We start from the raw sequence: 17,513 nt of genomic DNA, 5'->3' as shown, positions 1-17,513 counted from the left end.
CGCCGATGAGCGAAGCGAGCAAAATTCTAAACGAGATGAACGACCGGTCACGCGAAGTATTCCGGTTGATCGTCGAAAGCTATCTGGACAGCGGCGAGCCCGTCGGTAGCCGTACTCTGACCCGTACCCTGTCGGAAAAGGTCAGTGCCGCGACGGTGCGGAACGTGATGCAGGATCTGGAGTTTCTGGGCTTATTGGACAGCCCGCATGTTAGTGCGGGACGGATTCCAACACAGCAGGGGCTGCGTATGTTCGTGGATGGGCTGCTTGAAGTCGGCGATCTGGGTGCGGATGATCGGCAGAAACTGGACGAGACATTAGGCTCTAACGCGAGTGATGTGGGCGGAATGCTGGATCGTGTGGGTGCGGCATTGTCACACGTGACACAAGGGGCCTCGCTGGTGCTGACCCCCAAGCATGAGGCCGAGATCAAGCATATCGAGTTCGTTTCTCTGGGTCATGACCGGGCCTTGGTGGTTCTGGTGTTCTCGGACGGACAGGTGGAAAACCGCCTGTTCGCGCCGCCACCCGGTCAGACGCCCAGTTCTATGCGCGAGGCGGCGAATTTCCTGAATGCGCTGATCGAGGGGCGGACATTGGGTGAAGTTCGCCGTCAGATGCAGACCCAGATCGACGCCCGCAAGCAAGAGATCGACGTGCTGGCGCGCGAGATGGTGGAAAGTGGCATGGCGGCCTGGGATGGGGGCAGCGGCGACTCGGCCCGTCTGATCGTACGCGGACGGGCGAATCTGCTAAATGAACCGGGTCAGCAAGAGGAACTGGACCGTATCCGAACCCTGTTCGATGATCTGGAACGCAAGCGAGACATCGCTGAATTCCTTGAATTGACCGAAGAAGGCGAGGGTGTGCGCATTTTTATCGGCTCTGAGAACAAACTTTTCTCACTTTCGGGTTCCTCTTTGGTGGTGTCTCCATATATGAACGCTGATCGAAAGATAATCGGTGCGGTCGGGGTCATCGGGCCCACACGTCTGAATTATGGACGGATCGTGCCGATCGTGGATTATACGGCGCAACTGGTCGGCAAGCTGATATCCGACCGGAGCTAGAGGGTAAGAGATGGCAGAGCCCAAGAACGAAGATTTTCTGGACGATATCGCAACGGCCGAAGCGGAAGAGCTGGCGGAAGAAATCGCGGAATTCAGCGACGAAGCGCTGGAACTGGATGAGCTGCGTGCCGAACGGGACGATTACAAGGACAAGTTCATGCGCGCCTTGGCGGATGCCGAGAATGCGCGCAAGCGTGGTGACAAAGCCCGCCGGGATGCGGAACAGTATGGTGGGTCGAAACTGGCTCGTGATATGCTGCCGGTCTATGACAACATGAAACGCGCACTTGAAGCCGCGACCGACGAGCAAAAAGAGGTGGCAGGACCGCTTCTGGAAGGCGTCGAACTGACCATGCGGGCGCTGAAGGACGTATTCCAAAAGCACGGGATCGAAGTGATCACGCCCCAAGTTGGCGACCGGTTTGACCCCAACGTGCACGAAGCGATGTTCGAAGCACCGGTGCCAGGCACTCGTGCTGGCGACATCATTCAGGTTTCGGCCGAAGGCTTCATGTTGCATGATCGCCTGCTGCGCCCGGCACAGGTCGGAGTGTCATCGACGCCCGCAAGCTAAGCGGCTATGGAGCTGAACAGTGTCGAGGCGGTCAGGTTCTGGCCGCCTCTTTCATTTTGTAGATCAGATCCAGGGCTTCGCGCGGGGTCAATTCATCCGGCAGGATGTCATCCAGTAAATCCGTAACAGGTGAGATTTTGGGCGCCGGAGGCGGCGGCGGGGCGGCTGAGAACAGCGGCAAGTCGTCGATCAGGGCCTTCTGCTTGCCGCCTTCGCGTTCAGTTTTCTCCAGTTGATCCAAAACCACGCGGGCGCGATCGACGACCGAGGCAGGCAGGCCAGCCAACTGCGCAACCTGAACACCATAGGATCGGTCGGCGGCGCCTTTGTGGACCTCATGCAGAAAGATGACCTCACCTTCCCATTCCTTGACGGCGACGGTTGCGTTGTCCACGCCTTCCAGATTACCGGCCAACGCTGTCAATTCGTGGTAGTGGGTGGCGAACAGTGCGCGGCATTTGTTTGCGGCGTGCAGGTGTTCCAGCGTGGCCCAGGCGATCGACAGGCCGTCATAAGTGGCCGTACCGCGCCCAATTTCGTCCAGAATGACCAGCGCGCGTTCGTCGGCCTGATTCAGGATCGCTGCGGTTTCAACCATCTCGACCATGAAGGTCGAGCGGCCCCGGGCCAGATCGTCCGAGGCTCCGACCCGGCTGAAAAGCTGGCTGACGACGCCGATATGCGCCTGTTCCGCAGGGACATAGCTGCCCATCTGGGCCAGCAGTGCGATCAGGGCGTTCTGGCGCAGGAAAGTTGATTTACCAGCCATATTGGGACCGGTGAGCAACCAGATCGCGGCGCCTTTGTCAGCGCTCAGATCGCAGTCGTTGGCGATAAAGGTGTCGCCGCTTTGCTGGCGCAGGGCGTGTTCCACGACCGGGTGGCGGCCACCCTGTACATCAAAGGCGCGCGAGGTGTCGACCTGCGGACGGCACCAGTTTTCTCCGCGCGCCAGATCGGAGAGAGCAGTGGTCAAATCCAACTCGGCCAGCCCGCGGGCGGCCTGGTTAAGCCGGGCAGAAAGGGCAAGAATATCGTCAGAAAGCCTTTGATAGAGCCGCTTTTCAATCTCTAGCGCCAGATTTCCAGCGTTCAGGATGCGGGTTTCGATCTCGGATAGTTCCACTGTCGTGAACCGCACCTGATTGGCGGTGGTCTGGCGGTGGATATAGGTTTCGGAGAAGGGTGGGTTCAGCATCTTCTCGGCATGGGTGGCCGTGGTTTCGATGAAATAACCCAACACGTTGTTGTGCTTGATCTTCAACGAGGAGATACCGGTGTGTTCCGCGTATTTCTGCTGAAACCCCGCGATGACCGAGCGGCCCTCGTCCCGCAGGGTGCGGGCTTCGTCCAGCTCGGGATCGAAGCCGGGGGCGATAAACCCGCCGTCGCGGGCCAGAAGGGGTGGTTCCGCAACCAGGGCCTCATCCAGCAAGTTCAGCAAATCATCAAAGCCAACGAGGTTTTGCAACGCAGTCGCCAGCAATACCGGCAGGTCCTGACCTTCGCAAATCCCGGCAATTGCCGCAGCTTGGGTCAGCCCGTTGCGAATGGCGGTCAAATCGCGGGGGCCGCCGCGGTCCAGCGACAGGCGAGACAAGGCCCGGTCAAGATCGGGGGTTTTGCGCAGCGCCTCGCGTAGGTCCGAGGCGGTCAAGCTGTCATCGGTGGCGTAGGACACCGCGTCAAGCCGGGCATGGATTACATCCAGATTGCGCGAGGGGCTGGAGAGGCGTTGCTCCAGCAAGCGCGCGCCGCCCGGTGTCACGGTCCGGTCGACCACGGACAACAGTGATCCGGCGCGACCGCCAGACAGAGATCGCGTCAGTTCCAGATTGCGGCGTGTGGCGGCGTCAATTTGTACAACGCGGTCTTCGGATTCCTTCAGCGGTGTTTGCAAAAGGGGCAGTTTGCCCTTTTGCGTAATCTCGAGATAGTCGATCAGCGCGCCCATGGCGGAAATCTCGGCGCGGCCAAACGAACCAAACGCGTCCAGCGCACCCACGTGAAACAACCCGCAGATGCGTTTTTCGGCGGCGGTGCTGTCGAAACTGGCCCGTCCAACCGGGGTTAATGAGATCCCCAGATCGCGCACCGGTTCACCCAGTTTATCCTGCACGCCATCGGCCACGATCAATTCAGACGGGGCCAACCGCGCCAGCTCTGGGCTAAGGCGGACGGAGGTCAAAGGCATCACGTGAAATGCGCCGGTCGAGATATCTGCCCAGGCCAGCGCCGCCTCATCCCGGACCTCGGCATAGGCGGCCAGGAAGTTGTGGCGACGGGCTTCCAACAGGGCGTCCTCGGTCAGAGTGCCGGGGGTCACCAGACGCACCACATCGCGTTTTACAACTGATTTAGAGCCTCTTTTCTTCGCCTCAGCCGGGCTTTCCATCTGCTCGCAGACGGCGACGCGAAAGCCTTTGCGGATCAGGGTCAACAAATACCCTTCGGCCGAATGCACCGGCACACCGCACATCGGGATATCCTCGCCATTGTGTTTGCCACGCTTGGTCAGGGCGATGTCCAGCGCCTCGGCGGCGTTGACGGCGTCTTCGAAAAACATCTCGTAGAAATCGCCCATGCGGTAAAATAGCAGGGCGTCCGAATGGGCCTCTTTGATCTCGAGATATTGCGCCATCATCGGCGTGACTGTGGACAAAAGCGGTCCCTTTCTGGCGTGTTCCGGGCGCGACCTTACAAATCCCGCATCTTCTGTAAAAGCCGAAAACTCATTCTCGTTGAGGCGCGCGTTCTCCTGCGTTATGAGGCGACAGCCCCGAAGTCATGGAAACGACGTTTAAAATGCCCAAAGCGAAGATCACCAAAGAAGAGGCGCTGGCCTTTCACCTAGACCCGACCCCCGGCAAGTGGGAGGTGCAGGCCACCGTTCCCATGACCACGCAGCGCGATCTGTCGCTGGCCTACAGTCCCGGTGTGGCAGTTCCGTGTGAAGCCATCGCCGAAGCGCCCGAGACGGCCTATGACTATACCAACAAGGGCAACCTTGTTGCGGTGATCTCGAACGGGACGGCTGTTCTGGGCCTTGGAAATCTGGGCGCACTGGGGTCGAAACCGGTAATGGAAGGCAAATCAGTCCTGTTCAAACGGTTCGCCGATGTGAACTCGATCGATATCGAACTGGACACCGAGGACCCGGATGAGTTCTGCCGTGCGGTGCGACTGATGGGACCGACCTTCGGTGGCATCAATCTGGAAGACATCAAGGCGCCCGAGTGTTTCATCATCGAACAGCGCCTGAAGGAAGAGATGGATATTCCGGTCTTCCACGATGACCAGCACGGGACGGCGGTGATCTGCGCCGCGGGTTTGCTGAACGCGCTGCATATCTCGGGCAAGAAGATCGAGGACGTAAAGATCGTGCTGAACGGTGCGGGGGCGGCGGGGATTGCCTGTATCGAACTGCTCAAGTCGATGGGCGCGCGGCATGAGAATTGCATCGTCTGTGACACCAAGGGTGTGATCTATCAGGGCCGGACCGAGGGCATGAACCAGTGGAAATCGGCACACGCGATCACCACCGAGTTGCGCACATTGGAAGAGGCGATGAAGGGCGCGGACGTATTCCTTGGTGTGTCGGTCAAAGGGGCAGTGACGCAGGATATGGTTGCCAGCATGGCGGACAATCCGGTGATTTTCGCCATGGCGAACCCGGACCCGGAGATTACGCCAGAAGAGGCGCATGAGGTTCGTGTTGATGCCATCGTCGCCACCGGCCGCAGCGACTACCCGAACCAGGTGAACAACGTTCTGGGCTTCCCCTACCTGTTTCGGGGTGCGCTGGATATTCACGCCCGTGCCATCAATGACGAGATGAAGATCGCCTGTGCCCACGCGCTGGCCAATCTGGCGCGCGAGGATGTGCCGGATGAGGTCGCCATGGCCTACGGCAAGTCGCTGACCTTTGGTCGGGATTACATCATCCCAACGCCGTTTGATCCACGCCTGATCCACCGCATTCCACCCGCAGTGGCCAAGGCTGGGATGAATACCGGCGCAGCCCGCCGTCCTATCATCGATATGGACGCTTATGAGCTGAGCCTCAAATCCCGCATGGACCCGACCGCCAGCATCCTGCGCGGCCTGAACGCCCGCGCCCGTCAGGCGCAAAGCAGGATGATCTTTGCCGAGGGCGACGATCCCCGCGTTTTGCGGGCCGCAGTGATGTACCAGCGCTCGGGCTTTGGTAAGGCGCTGGTTGTGGGTCGTGCCGAGGACGTGAAGCAAAAGCTGGAAGAGGCCGGTCTAGGCGATGCCGTGCGCGAGCTGGAGGTGGTCAATGCTGCCAACACCGCGCATCTCGATACCTATAACGACTTCCTGTATAAACGCCTGCAACGTAAGGGGTTTGACCGCAAGGACATTCACCGGCTGGCCGCCCGCGACCGACATGTGTTCTCCTCCCTGATGCTGGCGCACGGGCATGGCGACGGTCTGGTAACCGGGGCCACTCGTAAATCGGCGCATGTTCTGGACCGGATCAACCACGTATTCGACGCCGACGCGGCGCATGGCGCCGCCGGTGTGACTGCGCTGCTGCACAAGGGCCGCATTGTTCTGATCGGGGATACGCTGGTGCATGAATGGCCCGATGAGAATGACCTGGCCACTATTGCCGAGCGTTCAGCTGTAGTGGCCCGGCACATGGGGCTTGAGCCGCGCGTGGCTTTCGTCAGCTTTTCGACCTTCGGTTATCCGGTGTCGGAACGGGCCGAGAAAATGCACCGCGCGCCCGCCGTTCTGGACCAGCGCGGCGTCGATTTCGAATACGAAGGCGAAATGACCGTGGATGTGGCCCTGAACGTGGACCAACAGGCGGTTTATCCGTTCCAGCGTCTGACCGGCCCGGCGAATATCCTGATCGTGCCCGCACGGCACTCGGCGTCGATTTCGACGAAGCTGATGCAGGAAATGGGTGGTGCCACGGTGATCGGCCCGATCCTGTCGGGTGTCGACAAGCCGATCCAGATCTGTTCGACCGTCTCGACGGCGAATGACATCCTAAACATGGCCATCCTGGCCTCGTGCGATATTTCGGGCAAGCCATGACGATCTGGAATCTCGGCTCGATCAACGCGGACATGATTTATGATGTGCCGCACCTGCCTGGGCCGGGAGAGACGCTTTCGGCCAATCGACTGGATCGGTTTCTGGGTGGCAAGGGGGCAAATATGTCCGTGGCCTCGGCGCGGGCCGGTGCACAGGTGGCGCATATCGGTGCCGTGGGGCCAGATGGGCGCTGGGCGCGGGATCGGTTGACGGAATACGGCGTCGACACCCGCTATATTGCCGAGGTCGATGTCCCCACTGGTCACGCCATCATTGCTGTGGATGCGCAGGGCGAGAATAATATCATCCTGTTTCCGGGCTCGAACCATGCAATCACACCGGACCAACTGGGGCAGGCGCTGTCATCTGCCTCACAGGGCGATCTGCTGGTCATGCAGAACGAAACCACCCTGCAGGTCGAAGCCGCTAAAATAGCCCGTGCGCTGGGCCTGTCCGTCTGCTACGCCGCAGCCCCGTTTCAGGCTGAAGCGGTGCAGGCCGTATTGCCCTATCTGGATTTTCTGATCCTGAATGAGGTCGAGGCCGAGCAGTTGCGCGATGCCACCGGACAATCGGTGACAGATCTTAGAATCGAACATGTGATCGTCACGCTGGGGTCAAAAGGCGCGCGCTACTACCACCGAGGTGCGGCCTCGGACTTTCCGGCCCTTAAGGTGCAGGCCGTGGATACCACTGGTGCCGGCGATACATTCACTGGCTATGTTCTGGCCGGAATGGATCATGGGATGCCGATGGCGCAAGCGATTGCCCAAGCAAATCGTGCCGCGGCTCTGATGGTTACGCGGCACGGAACGGCGGATGTGATCCCCGACCTCAAAGAGGTACATGAGGCGCGGTTCGATTAAGACCCCGCGAACGGCGCCGCGCTGCCCCAGAGTTGCTTGACGCGGGCGTCCCGTCCGCAGGCTTTGCGATAGGCCTTGTAGGCGCTGTGCTGACGCTTGGGGCCAAAGCGGGTCAGGACCAGCTTGGTGCCCTTGTAGTAATCCTGATGATAGGCCTCGGCCGGATAGAACGCGCCCTGCTGCAGGATCGGGGTGACGATGGTTTGACCCAACGCCCGCTGCGCATCTGCCTTGGCCTGCTGCGCAAGCGCTTTTTCCCCTGTGTTAGAGACAAAAACTGCCGTTCGATAGCTGTCACCCCGGTCGCAGAATTGGCCGCCCGCATCGGTGGGATCGACCGAGCGGAAGAACATGCTCAGCAGCGTTTCACGGGAAACGCGGGCCGGGTCAAAGGTGATCTGGACAGCCTCGTAATGGCCGGTGCCACCCTTGGTGACCTGGTCATAGGTTGGGTTGGCTGTCTTGCCGCCGGTAAAGCCGGAAACCGCTCCGATCACCCCGGGAACGGATTCGAAATCAGATTCGACGCACCAGAAACAACCCCCTGCAACCGTCAGGGTCTCGGACCCGGCTGCTGGTGCAGGCGCGGCGCGCAACAAAGCCACCAGTGCGATCAACGTGAACAGCAGTGTCGGTTTGACGAAGTCGAGATAAGCGATGCGGGTCATGGCAGGGCTCCTTTCAGGCTCAGGCTGCCCTGACTTATGCACCGGCGCAATCCGCTGACATGGTTTGTCACGCGGTGGTGAGACGAGTTTATCGCCTTATCCCAATAGCTGTCCCAGCTTCATCGCCACACCCATATTGCCCGAGATCTTGAGCTTGCCCAAAGCCACCCCGGTCATCGGGTTCAGTTTGCCGGTCAGCAGTTTCGTCAGGTTGTCTTGCGAAAGGCGGATGGTGCAGTCGGTGTCGCGATCCTGCGTGGTGGCCTGATTTTCGGCCAGAACAATGACACCGTCATCACCGCAGTCGAATTTTAATGAGCCTTCAAAGCTGCGCCCGACAAGGTTTTTCTGAATACCATCAGCGATAGCGGCAAGTGTCATAGAGGTCCTCCTGTTTAAGCCACAGGGTTAGGGGTCTGGCCGGGTGCAGGCAATGGCCCGCGCCTAGTGACCTTGGGTCACGGATTTCAGGTTTTCCTGACGGTCTTCGAAACGGGGATGGGTGCTGAGCCAATCCATATCCTGATCGCCGAATTCCTGTTCCAGCAGCTCGAAGAAATCCGACAGACCATTGGGGTCGAAACCTGCCTTTTTGGCCAGATCGACGCCAAAACGGTCAGCTGCCAACTCGTGCTGGCGGGAATAGGACAGGGACAGGATCAGGTTGCCTTCCAGCAGCACCTGTTCCAGTACCGGGCCGGTATCACCCGCCATCATCCCGATCAGCACAAACGCCCCCAGCGATCGGTAGATCTGTGTCAGCCCGTGCTGTTCTGCCACATGCCCGATCTCATGCCCGATCACCCCGGCCAGCGCATCCGTCGAGACCCGCCGCACCAGTTCATCGGTCACCACGATCGTGCCACCCGGCAGGGCAAAAGCGTTCGGGCCCATGCCGGGCAGGTCGCGGAATTCCAGCGTGTAGCCGTAGTCTTCGGCCGCTGGTCCCAGGGCTGTCAGAATCCGGTCGAAGCTGTCCTGAACCCTGGCCTTGTCCTGGTCGCTCAGGGCGCTGGGTTCGGTCATAACCTGATCCAGGGCCTGCATAACCCCCGCATCAATGGCATCCACCAGCGGGGGAGGGGTCATCCATACCGCCAGCGCCACCAACACCGCCAGCCCGTATTTCCACACACCCCAGATCGCGACCAGACTGGCCAGTGTGACAAGGATGAGACGGGGGTGAAACTTCTCTGCCTGATGCAGGCGCGATCCGCTGGACTCGGAGATCAGATGCTCGAGCGCCGCGTGCTTGTCGGTCAGAAACAGGGTGCCATCAGGGAACTTCACCCGCCGTTCGGTTGATCCGACGCGGGTCTCCACCGACAACTCCTCGGGGGTGCAGCGGGTCTGGATCTGACCTAGATCGTCAATCAGCCAGACAGTATTGGTGCCCACTGCCAGCCGCGCAGGGATCTCGCGCGAGCTGAGAGGCGGATAGGCGCGCCCGTGGACAGGCGCGCCGATATCTTCGGGAAACGCACCCAAAGGTCAGACCGCGATGCCGATATCAAAGCCCTCGATATCTCCGTAGGCGTCGCCAATGGCACTGACATTTGCGCTGACACCGCCAACGAAATCATCCAGCGGACCGGCAGGGACAAATGTGGTGTGATTGGCCAGATAGCGTACCCTGCGCACATGCGCCCAAGGCAGCATCAGGCCCAATGTCATGCCGACTATCACTGCGTTGGACACGGAAATCCACAACAAACGCAGGGCGTTCACATCCGAATAGAACCGGTGTCCGTCGCCCAGAATGGTGTAGTTGTAGACCGTGTTGCGCACCATGGCCCGATAGATGATCGTGGCCGGGACCAGCACCAGCAGAAGAAACGCATAGATCGTGAAAATGGTCAGGATGGCCGTGATGTCCTCGGGGTTATCTTCCAGGGTCCGGAACGCGTCGAACGTAGACAAATTTACCCCCAGCAGAGTACCGATCACGGCAACGCTGACAATGACCCAGGCAACCGTTGCCAGAAAGGCCTTGTAAAAAGGTGCAATCGGACTGTCGAAATGCAGAGGAGTCGTGCCGAATTTGTGCCCGTTCACGTGAAACCGCTGGATCGAACGGGTGACGAACGGCCAGGTCGTATACAGGGTCAGCGCTGCGATGAAGGGATAAAGGAAATAGTTGGCCGCCGCCGATCCCCATGTGCCCTGAAAATCGAACCGAACATTCGACCAGCTGGACATTCGCGCCTGAAACCGCAACGAGCGCACCAGCAAGTAGGGGATCAGGAACACCAGCCCCAGCAACATAACAAGGTTCACCAGCGGTATTGCGCCCAGAACGGTGAAAGCGACGATCCCGGCAATCACGATGATCCGCCCGATCAGGATCTGCACGCCCGTCGCGTGGTAATCAAAGCTGCGCCCGGCGACATAGGTGTTCTGGTAAAAGTACTTTTTTGTGCGCACCTTGGCCCAGGCGCTGTAGATGCCAAAGGTCAATAGCGACAACAGCAGGTTTACGATCCAGATGCCGAAGTATTCACTCGCCGATCCCCGAAACTCGAACTCTGCCGGGGGTTCCTGTAGGTGATCTGCCTGCATAAAAACCTCGATTGGATTGAATGAAAAACGGGCCGAACCTTTGCAGGGCCGACCCGTTCTGTGTGTTCAACCAACTGGGCAATTCTGCGGCAAAGTTGCGACCCGTCCGGTCAAATCAACTTTTTTGCAGCAGTGCCTCTACTTCAGGCGTTTGTCCCGTGCTGCCAGCAGCTTCAGGCGCAGGGCGTTCAACTGGATAAAGCCCGCCGCATCGGTCTGATCATAGGCGCCGGCGTCTTCCTCAAAGGTCACATGCGCCTCGGAATAGAGCGAGTGATCCGACCAGCGGCCCGCGGTCGAGGCCAGACCTTTGTACAGTTTCACGCGGACGGTGCCGGTGACGTGCTCTTGCGACTTGTCGATCGCGGCCTGCAGCATCTCACGCTCGGGCGAGTACCAGAAACCGTTATAGATCAGTTCCGCATATTGCGGCATCAACTGGTCTTTCAGATGCATCGCGCCACGGTCCATGGTGATGGATTCGATCCCACGGTGCGCTTCCAGCAGGATGGTGCCGCCGGGCGTTTCATAAATGCCGCGTGACTTCATGCCGACAAAGCGACCTTCGACCAGATCGAGACGGCCGATGCCGTGCTTACCGCCATATTCATTCAGTTTGGTCAAGATGGTGGCCGGGCTCATCGCCTCGCCATTGATGCTGACCGCGTCGCCTTTTTCAAAGCCGATTTCGATGAACTCGGGCTCATTCGGTGCGTCCTCAGGGTGGACGGTGCGCTGATAGACGTAATCCGGCGCCATATCAGCGGGGTCTTCCAGTACCTTACCTTCGGACGAGGTGTGCAGCAGGTTGGCATCGACCGAGAAGGGGGCCTCACCGCGTTTGTCCTTGGCAATCGGAATCTGGTTCTGTTCGGCGAATTCCAGCAGCTTGGTGCGGCTGGTCAGATCCCATTCACGCCAAGGGGCGATGACCTTGATGTCGGGGTTCAGCGCGTAAGCTGCCAGTTCGAACCGCACCTGATCGTTACCCTTGCCAGTCGCGCCATGGGCGACGGCATCAGCACCGGTTGCCTCGGCAATCTCGACCAGACGTTTTGAGATCAGGGGGCGCGCGATAGAGGTGCCCAGCAGGTACAGACCTTCATACTGTGCATTGGCGCGGAACATAGGGAAGACGAAGTCGCGGACAAACTCTTCGCGGATGTCCTCGATATAGATGTTTTCGGGCTTGATCCCCAGCAGTTCGGCCTTCTGGCGGGCGGGTTCCAGTTCCTCACCCTGACCCAGATCGGCGGTGAAGGTGACGACCTCACAGCCATACTCGGTCTGCAACCATTTCAGGATGATCGAGGTATCAAGGCCACCGGAATAGGCCAGAACAACTTTCTTGGGCGCGGACATCTGACTTCCCCTTATGCGTAGAACGCTTGGCCCCTAACGGGTTTTGAAAGCGGGGGCAAGTTATCTGCGTTGACGCCGGGTGCGAATTGCGGTGAAACGAGTGCAAAGAGAACAAGGATTGGTTGAGAGGGCAGGTTAAGGATGTTGGGTTGGAAGATTTTTGTGCATTCGGTGCGGATGGTGTTTGGGAACATCAAGCAGGTTCTGCAGATCACTATTGGTCCTGCTTTGATTGCAACAGCTTTGATCGTTTTGTTGTTCATGGCATCAGGTATTCCGCTTGAAGCTTTTGAGGCAGACGCAAACGGCCTACCACCGGGAGTCACTGCAGGTGAGGTCCTCGTATTCATTTTTGGGCTGTTTGCGGTGATGCTTGTCACCATGTTCTGGATAGCAGTGTCTTGGCACCGGTTTATCCTTCTTGAGGAGTATCCCAGAGGTATTTTTCCTGCGTTCCGCTTCGACCGCATCCTCGCATACCTCGGACGAGCTATCCTGCTTGGATTGCTGATGGGCATTGCCTGGATTCCAGCTGGCTTTATTCTTGGTGGACTGGTTCAAAGCTCACCAGTTTTGGCAATTATCTTGATGGTAGCCTATGCGATCTTTTTGTTTGTGTGCTTCTATCGACTGTCGATCATCCTGCCTGCAGCTGCCATCGGCCAGCCAATTACTCTTGGTGAAGCCTGGAACAGCACGGCCGGAGCGGCCGGAGCCGTACTGGCGCTGATTGTCGTGGCGTTCCTGTTCCAGTTACTTGTTCAGCTTGTCTTCACTGCGTTGGCTATCATTCCAGTCTTGGGGATATTGCTGTCAGTATTCTTTGGAGTGCTGGTCCTGCCCATGATCAGTGTCAGTCTTTTCACCACCATGTACGGCGTCTTCATCGAAAAACGCGAACTCGCCTGATCCGCGTACACATATGTATTCCTTGCCCTTTCGGCGGTGATACGGCAGTGAAACGGTCATGACTGATTTCATGACCCACGCCCGTGCCGCCGAACAGGCGATGCGCAACGTGTTTCCGCCCACACCTCTGCAACGGAATGCCCATCTGTCCGACCGCTATGGGGCAGATATCTGGCTCAAGCGGGAAGACCTCAGCCCGGTACGGTCGTATAAAATCCGGGGTGCGTTCAACGCGATGCGCAAGCAACAGGGGCAGGGTCTGTTCGTTTGTGCCAGCGCGGGCAACCATGCGCAGGGCGTGGCGTTCATGTGCAAACATCTGGGCGTGAAGGGTGTGATCTTCATGCCGGTGACGACGCCGCAGCAGAAAATTCAGAAGACCCGCATCTTTGGTGGCGACAATATCGAGATTCACCTGGTCGGCGACTATTTCGACGACACTCTGGCCGCCGCGCAGGCGTGGTGTGCGCAGCAGGGTGGGCATTTCCTGTCTCCGTTTGATGATGAGGATGTGATCGAAGGGCAGGCCTCTCTGGCGGTTGAGATTGAGGCGCAGCTGGGCGGGTTGCCTGATCATGTGATCCTGCCGGTGGGCGGGGGTGGCATGTCCTCGGGCGTGGCGACGTGGTTCGGGGATCGGACGCATTGCCTGTTTGTTGAACCCAAAGGCGGGGCCTGTCTGCACGCGGCGATGGCAGCGGGGCATCCGGTGGCATTGGACCACGTGGATAACTTCGTCGACGGTGCGGCCGTGGGGAAAATCGGCGCAAAACCGTTTGAGTTGCTCAAAGATCGCCACCTTTCCGACGTTCTGGTCCTGTCCGAGGATCGCATCTGCACCACCATGATCGAGATGCTGAATGTCGAAGGCATCGTACTGGAACCTGCCGGCGCCTTGGCGATCGAGGCGGTTGCAGATGTGCAGAGCTTCATTCGCGGCAAGACCGTTGTCTGCGTCACGTCGGGCGGGAATTTCGATTTCGAACGTCTGCCCGAGGTCAAGGAACGGGCGCAGCGCTATTCAGGCGTCAAGAAATACTTCATCCTGCGCCTGCCGCAGCGCCCCGGTGCATTGAAGGAGTTTTTAGGTATTCTGGGTCCGGAGGACGATATCGCCCGGTTCGAATACATGAAAAAGTCGGCGCGCAATTTCGGTTCGGTTCTGATCGGGATCGAAACCCAAAAGCCTGAAAACTTTGCAAGGCTGTTCGCCCATCTGGATGAAGCCGGTTTCACCTATACCGACATCACCGAAGACGAGACACTGGCGCAATTCGTGATCTAGGTCAGGTTCTCGGCCTTTCCGGCCAGGAACACGACCCGGGACTCATCATAGATACTCAGAATCGCAGGCAGATCGACCTCAGCCGCTTTGCCTGCGGCGGCGTTTCGCTCGGCATCCTGACAGAGGCTTGAGAAGCGGTTGAACCCAAGGCTCAGCGCGCTGCCCTTGAGGAAATGCATGCTCTGCTCGAACTCGGCCCGGTTTTTGTCCCGGTGCACCCGATCAATGGCTTCCTGCACCTCGTCCAGAAAGATTTGCACCACCTCGTCAAACTCACCGGCGCCCACCGCATCCCGCAGCTGTCTGACCCTGGACCAGTCGATCATGTTCGGTCTCTCCACACATATTGCGACATGACCTGCGTAACCCAGGGCCGGTAAAGAGGGGGTTAAGCAACGCAAACAAGACGCCTTCACGGGATGTTAAAGCGGCGCGCGTTAGGGTCGGTGCGTTCAGGTATGGTCGCAGTGCAGGGGGTGCAGGTGGCAGAAGGCAGTCAGGCAGAAGCCAGGGCAGAGCTGAATTTTGGCGCGATCCAAAAGGTGCTTGTCGTTGATGACAGCCGCCTGCAACGGCGGATTCTGGTGGCCTCGCTGAAAAAATGGGGCTTTGAGGTGCTTGAGGCCGACAGCGGTGACACCGCCATCGAGATGTGCCACGCCAACCCTCCAGATCTGGTGGTCAGCGACTGGGTCATGCCGGGGATGAGCGGGCTGGAATTCTGCCGCGCGTTCCGGGCGCTGGAAAGCGAGCAATACAGCTATTTCATCCTGCTGACCTCGAAAAGCGAAAAACAGGAGGTGGCAAAGGGACTGGATGCCGGGGCCGATGACTTTCTGATCAAACCCCTTGAGGCCGATGAACTGCGCGCGCGCATTTCGGCCGGGGCGCGTATTCTGGACATGCAGCGCGAGTTGTCCGAAAAAAACAGGATGATCGAAACCGCGCTGGAAGAGCTGCGCGTGGCGCATGATGCCATCGACAAGGATCTGATGCAGGCCCGGAAAATTCAGGATTCACTTGTTCCGGAACTGACGCGAGAGTTCGGCAAGTCGAGGGTCAGCATGTTGCTGAAACCTTGTGGCCATATTGGCGGCGATCTGGTGGGAATGTTCTCGCCCGGGGTCAATCGACTGGGGTTCTACAGCATCGACGTGTCGGGCCATGGCATCACCTCGGCGATGATGACGGCGCGTCTGGGTGGCTATCTGTCCAGCAACCATTTCGAACAGAACGTGGCGATGGAAAAGCGGTTCGACAAGTTCTATGCGCTGCTGCCGCCCGAGCAGGTGGCCGAGATGCTCAATTGCCGCCTGATGGCGGATGCGGGCGTCGAAGAATATTTCACCATGGTTTATGCAATCATCGACCTGCGAAATGGCCATCTGAAGATGGTGCAGGCCGGGCATCCGCATCCGCTCGTGCTGCGCCACGACGGCAGTACCGAGTTTCTGGGCGAAGGCGGGTTACCCATCGGGTTGTTGCCGGATGTCACGTTTCAGCAGATCGAAACCTATTTGCAACCCGGCGACAAGCTGTTGCTGTATTCAGATGGTTTTACAGAATGCGGCCTCGCAGACGGTGGATTGCTGGAAGAAGAAGGGTTGCGCCGGATGGCCCTCGAATGCGCGCCCGGCCGCAGCGGACCAGAGTTTCTGGACGATATGTTCTGGCGTCTGACACAGGCCATGGCCCCCGGTAGCGGCATGGATGACGACGTGTCAGCGGTGTTCTTTGAATATAACGGCCCCTAAAGCCTGTTCAGATGCTGGATGGCAAAGTGGCGGTCGCCCGCATTGCCCAGCATCTGGGTTGCATCTGCGGTATCCATCCATAAGGCCTCGTGAAACGGCTCGGTCGGCGGGCCGATGCGGCGCACGGGGCGGGCGCGATAGATCAGGCAGACCTTTTCCGCCCACAGGTCGTATTCAGGCATGAAGGTGAACCGTCGGAACGCGCCGACCCGGCGCGGGTTGGCAACAAGCCAGCCGGTTTCCTCGAACACTTCGCGGTGCAGGGCGGTGACGGGTGATTCGCCGGGGTCGATCCCGCCGCCGGGCAGTTGCAGATCAGGGCCGGGCTCCATCTGACAAGTCAGCAAAAGGTGCCGACCACGTGGCAATAATGCATAAACACCCACACGTCTGGTGTATTTCTGACCCGCTTGCGGGGTTTCACCGAACCGTCTGATCATGTATGGCCCCTTAAAACCCGAATTGTTCGACCTATATGCTGGCGGTATGCCAACCTGTGGCGTGTAAGGAAACCCCATGTCTCTTGGAACAAAAATCGCGTGGGACGATACCGTCCTGCCCTTTCAACTTGATGTATCGGATATGCGCGGGCGCGTGGCCCGTCTGGATGGCGTTCTGGACGGTATCCTGAAACAGCACTACTATCCGGAAAAGGTCGAGGCGCTGGTGGCAGAGATGGCCCTGCTGACAGCGCTAATCGGCCAGACCATTTCGCTGCGTTGGAAACTGTCGCTGCAGGTTCAGTCCAAGGGTCCGGTGCGCATGATTGCGACCGATTATTATGCACCCAAGCAAGAGGGTGAAGCGGCGCGGATCCGCGCCTATGCCAGTTTCGACCGCGACCGACTAACCGACGGCGCGCCGTTCGATCAGGTGGGAGAAGGTTATTTCGCCATCATGATCGATCAGGGCAAGGGTTCGCAGCCCTACCAGGGGATCACGCCGCTGGCCGGTGGTTCGATCAGCGCCTGTGCCGAGGCATATTTTGCGCAGTCCGAACAGCTGCCGACCCGATTCTCGCTGAGCTTCGGTAAATCGACCGAACCGGGCGTTGGTGAGCACTGGCGCGCCGGCGGGGTCATGTTGCAGCACATGCCCAAAGCCTCGCCGTTTGTCGCTACCAGCGAAGGTGAGGGTCAGATCCTGACCGCCGAAGATCTGGTGGACGGCGAAGAGGGTGAAAACTGGGGCCGCGTCAATATCCTGCTGGATACGGTCGAGGATCTGGAACTGATCGGGCCTTCGGTGGCTCCGACCGACCTGCTGATCCGCCTGTTTCACGAGGAACAGCCGCGGGTCTACGACGCGCAGGCCGTACAGTTCGGTTGTACCTGTTCCGAGGACCGCGTGCGGCAAAGCCTGTCGATCTACTCGGCCAAGGACATCGAGAAGATGA

At 59.0% G+C, this 17,513-nt stretch carries 16 protein-coding genes; 8 read left to right on the top strand and 8 right to left on the bottom strand.

What is annotated here, in order from left to right; genetic code table 11:
- Nucleotides 1-5: 5 nt before the first annotated feature.
- Together hrcA and AC2FEE_RS21325 are read left to right on the top strand one after the other, a co-directional pair.
- Nucleotides 6-1,070, top strand: a complete 1,065-nt coding sequence (gene hrcA, locus AC2FEE_RS21330; protein WP_496867373.1) for a heat-inducible transcriptional repressor HrcA — start codon at nucleotides 6-8, stop codon at nucleotides 1,068-1,070.
- Between the two features lie 10 nt (nucleotides 1,071-1,080).
- A complete protein-coding gene (locus AC2FEE_RS21325) occupies nucleotides 1,081-1,644 on the top strand; it encodes a nucleotide exchange factor GrpE (RefSeq protein WP_496867372.1) in 564 nt (187 codons plus the stop codon).
- Nucleotides 1,645-1,675: 31 nt separating this feature from the next.
- On the opposite strand, the gene mutS is transcribed toward AC2FEE_RS21325, so the two are convergent.
- Nucleotides 1,676-4,288: a DNA mismatch repair protein MutS gene (mutS, locus tag AC2FEE_RS21320; protein WP_496867429.1), complete on the bottom strand. Its 2,613-nt coding sequence runs from the start codon at nucleotides 4,286-4,288 to the stop codon at nucleotides 1,676-1,678.
- A 161-nt stretch (nucleotides 4,289-4,449) separates the two neighbouring features.
- Between mutS and AC2FEE_RS21315 the strand changes: the two genes are divergently transcribed.
- On the top strand, nucleotides 4,450-6,714 hold the full coding sequence (locus AC2FEE_RS21315; RefSeq protein ID WP_496867370.1) for an NADP-dependent malic enzyme: 2,265 nt from the start codon (nucleotides 4,450-4,452) through the stop codon (nucleotides 6,712-6,714).
- Nucleotides 6,711-7,580, top strand: a complete 870-nt coding sequence (locus AC2FEE_RS21310) for a ribokinase (protein WP_496867369.1) — start codon at nucleotides 6,711-6,713, stop codon at nucleotides 7,578-7,580. Before AC2FEE_RS21315 ends, AC2FEE_RS21310 begins: the two co-directional genes overlap by 4 nt.
- Here AC2FEE_RS21310 and msrA read toward each other — a convergent pair.
- From msrA to AC2FEE_RS21285, 5 genes are all read right to left on the bottom strand, one after another.
- Complete coding sequence (msrA, locus tag AC2FEE_RS21305; RefSeq protein ID WP_496867368.1) at nucleotides 7,577-8,248, bottom strand: peptide-methionine (S)-S-oxide reductase MsrA; 672 nt, start codon at nucleotides 8,246-8,248, stop codon at nucleotides 7,577-7,579. The two genes, AC2FEE_RS21310 and msrA, sit on opposite strands and share 4 nt — an antisense overlap.
- Nucleotides 8,249-8,344: 96 nt before the next feature.
- A complete protein-coding gene (locus AC2FEE_RS21300) occupies nucleotides 8,345-8,629 on the bottom strand; it encodes an SCP2 sterol-binding domain-containing protein (protein ID WP_496867367.1) in 285 nt (94 codons plus the stop codon).
- Nucleotides 8,630-8,692: 63 nt separating this feature from the next.
- Nucleotides 8,693-9,736 (bottom strand): M48 family metallopeptidase, encoded by a 1,044-nt coding sequence (locus AC2FEE_RS21295; RefSeq protein ID WP_496867366.1) that lies wholly within the window; start codon nucleotides 9,734-9,736, stop codon nucleotides 8,693-8,695.
- A 3-nt stretch (nucleotides 9,737-9,739) separates the two neighbouring features.
- On the bottom strand, nucleotides 9,740-10,807 hold the full coding sequence (locus tag AC2FEE_RS21290) for a YjgN family protein (RefSeq protein ID WP_496867364.1): 1,068 nt from the start codon (nucleotides 10,805-10,807) through the stop codon (nucleotides 9,740-9,742).
- Between the two features lie 138 nt (nucleotides 10,808-10,945).
- Nucleotides 10,946-12,169, bottom strand: coding sequence for an argininosuccinate synthase (locus tag AC2FEE_RS21285; protein WP_496867363.1), 1,224 nt, complete (start codon nucleotides 12,167-12,169; stop codon nucleotides 10,946-10,948).
- A gap of 141 nt (nucleotides 12,170-12,310) precedes the next feature.
- Here AC2FEE_RS21285 and AC2FEE_RS21280 point away from each other — a divergent pair, with 141 nt between their 5' ends.
- Entirely contained in the window at nucleotides 12,311-13,078 is a 768-nt protein-coding gene (locus AC2FEE_RS21280) for a hypothetical protein (protein ID WP_496867361.1), read from the top strand.
- Between the two features lie 58 nt (nucleotides 13,079-13,136).
- Nucleotides 13,137-14,363 carry a threonine ammonia-lyase IlvA gene (gene ilvA, locus AC2FEE_RS21275; protein WP_496867360.1) on the top strand — a complete coding sequence of 409 codons (1,227 nt, stop codon included), beginning with the start codon at nucleotides 13,137-13,139 and terminating at the stop codon, nucleotides 14,361-14,363.
- Here ilvA and AC2FEE_RS21270 read toward each other — a convergent pair.
- On the bottom strand, nucleotides 14,360-14,689 hold the full coding sequence (locus AC2FEE_RS21270) for an Hpt domain-containing protein (protein WP_496867359.1): 330 nt from the start codon (nucleotides 14,687-14,689) through the stop codon (nucleotides 14,360-14,362). The genes ilvA and AC2FEE_RS21270 overlap by 4 nt on opposite strands.
- Nucleotides 14,690-14,821: 132 nt before the next feature.
- On the opposite strand from AC2FEE_RS21270, the gene AC2FEE_RS21265 reads away from it, so the two are divergent.
- On the top strand, nucleotides 14,822-16,117 hold the full coding sequence (locus AC2FEE_RS21265) for a PP2C family protein-serine/threonine phosphatase (RefSeq protein WP_496867358.1): 1,296 nt from the start codon (nucleotides 14,822-14,824) through the stop codon (nucleotides 16,115-16,117).
- Here the strand turns inward: AC2FEE_RS21265 and AC2FEE_RS21260 are convergent.
- Nucleotides 16,114-16,557: an NUDIX hydrolase gene (locus AC2FEE_RS21260; RefSeq protein ID WP_496867356.1), complete on the bottom strand. Its 444-nt coding sequence runs from the start codon at nucleotides 16,555-16,557 to the stop codon at nucleotides 16,114-16,116. The two genes, AC2FEE_RS21265 and AC2FEE_RS21260, sit on opposite strands and share 4 nt — an antisense overlap.
- A gap of 76 nt (nucleotides 16,558-16,633) precedes the next feature.
- Between AC2FEE_RS21260 and hslO the strand changes: the two genes are divergently transcribed.
- Nucleotides 16,634-17,513 (top strand): Hsp33 family molecular chaperone HslO (hslO, locus tag AC2FEE_RS21255; protein WP_496867355.1); only part of this gene is annotated, 880 nt, incomplete at its 3' end.

The organism is Ruegeria sp. YTSC199 (genome assembly GCF_059609725.1).
The sequence above is the reverse complement of the archived record's forward strand: the minus strand, read 5'-3'. Positions and strand labels throughout refer to the sequence as shown.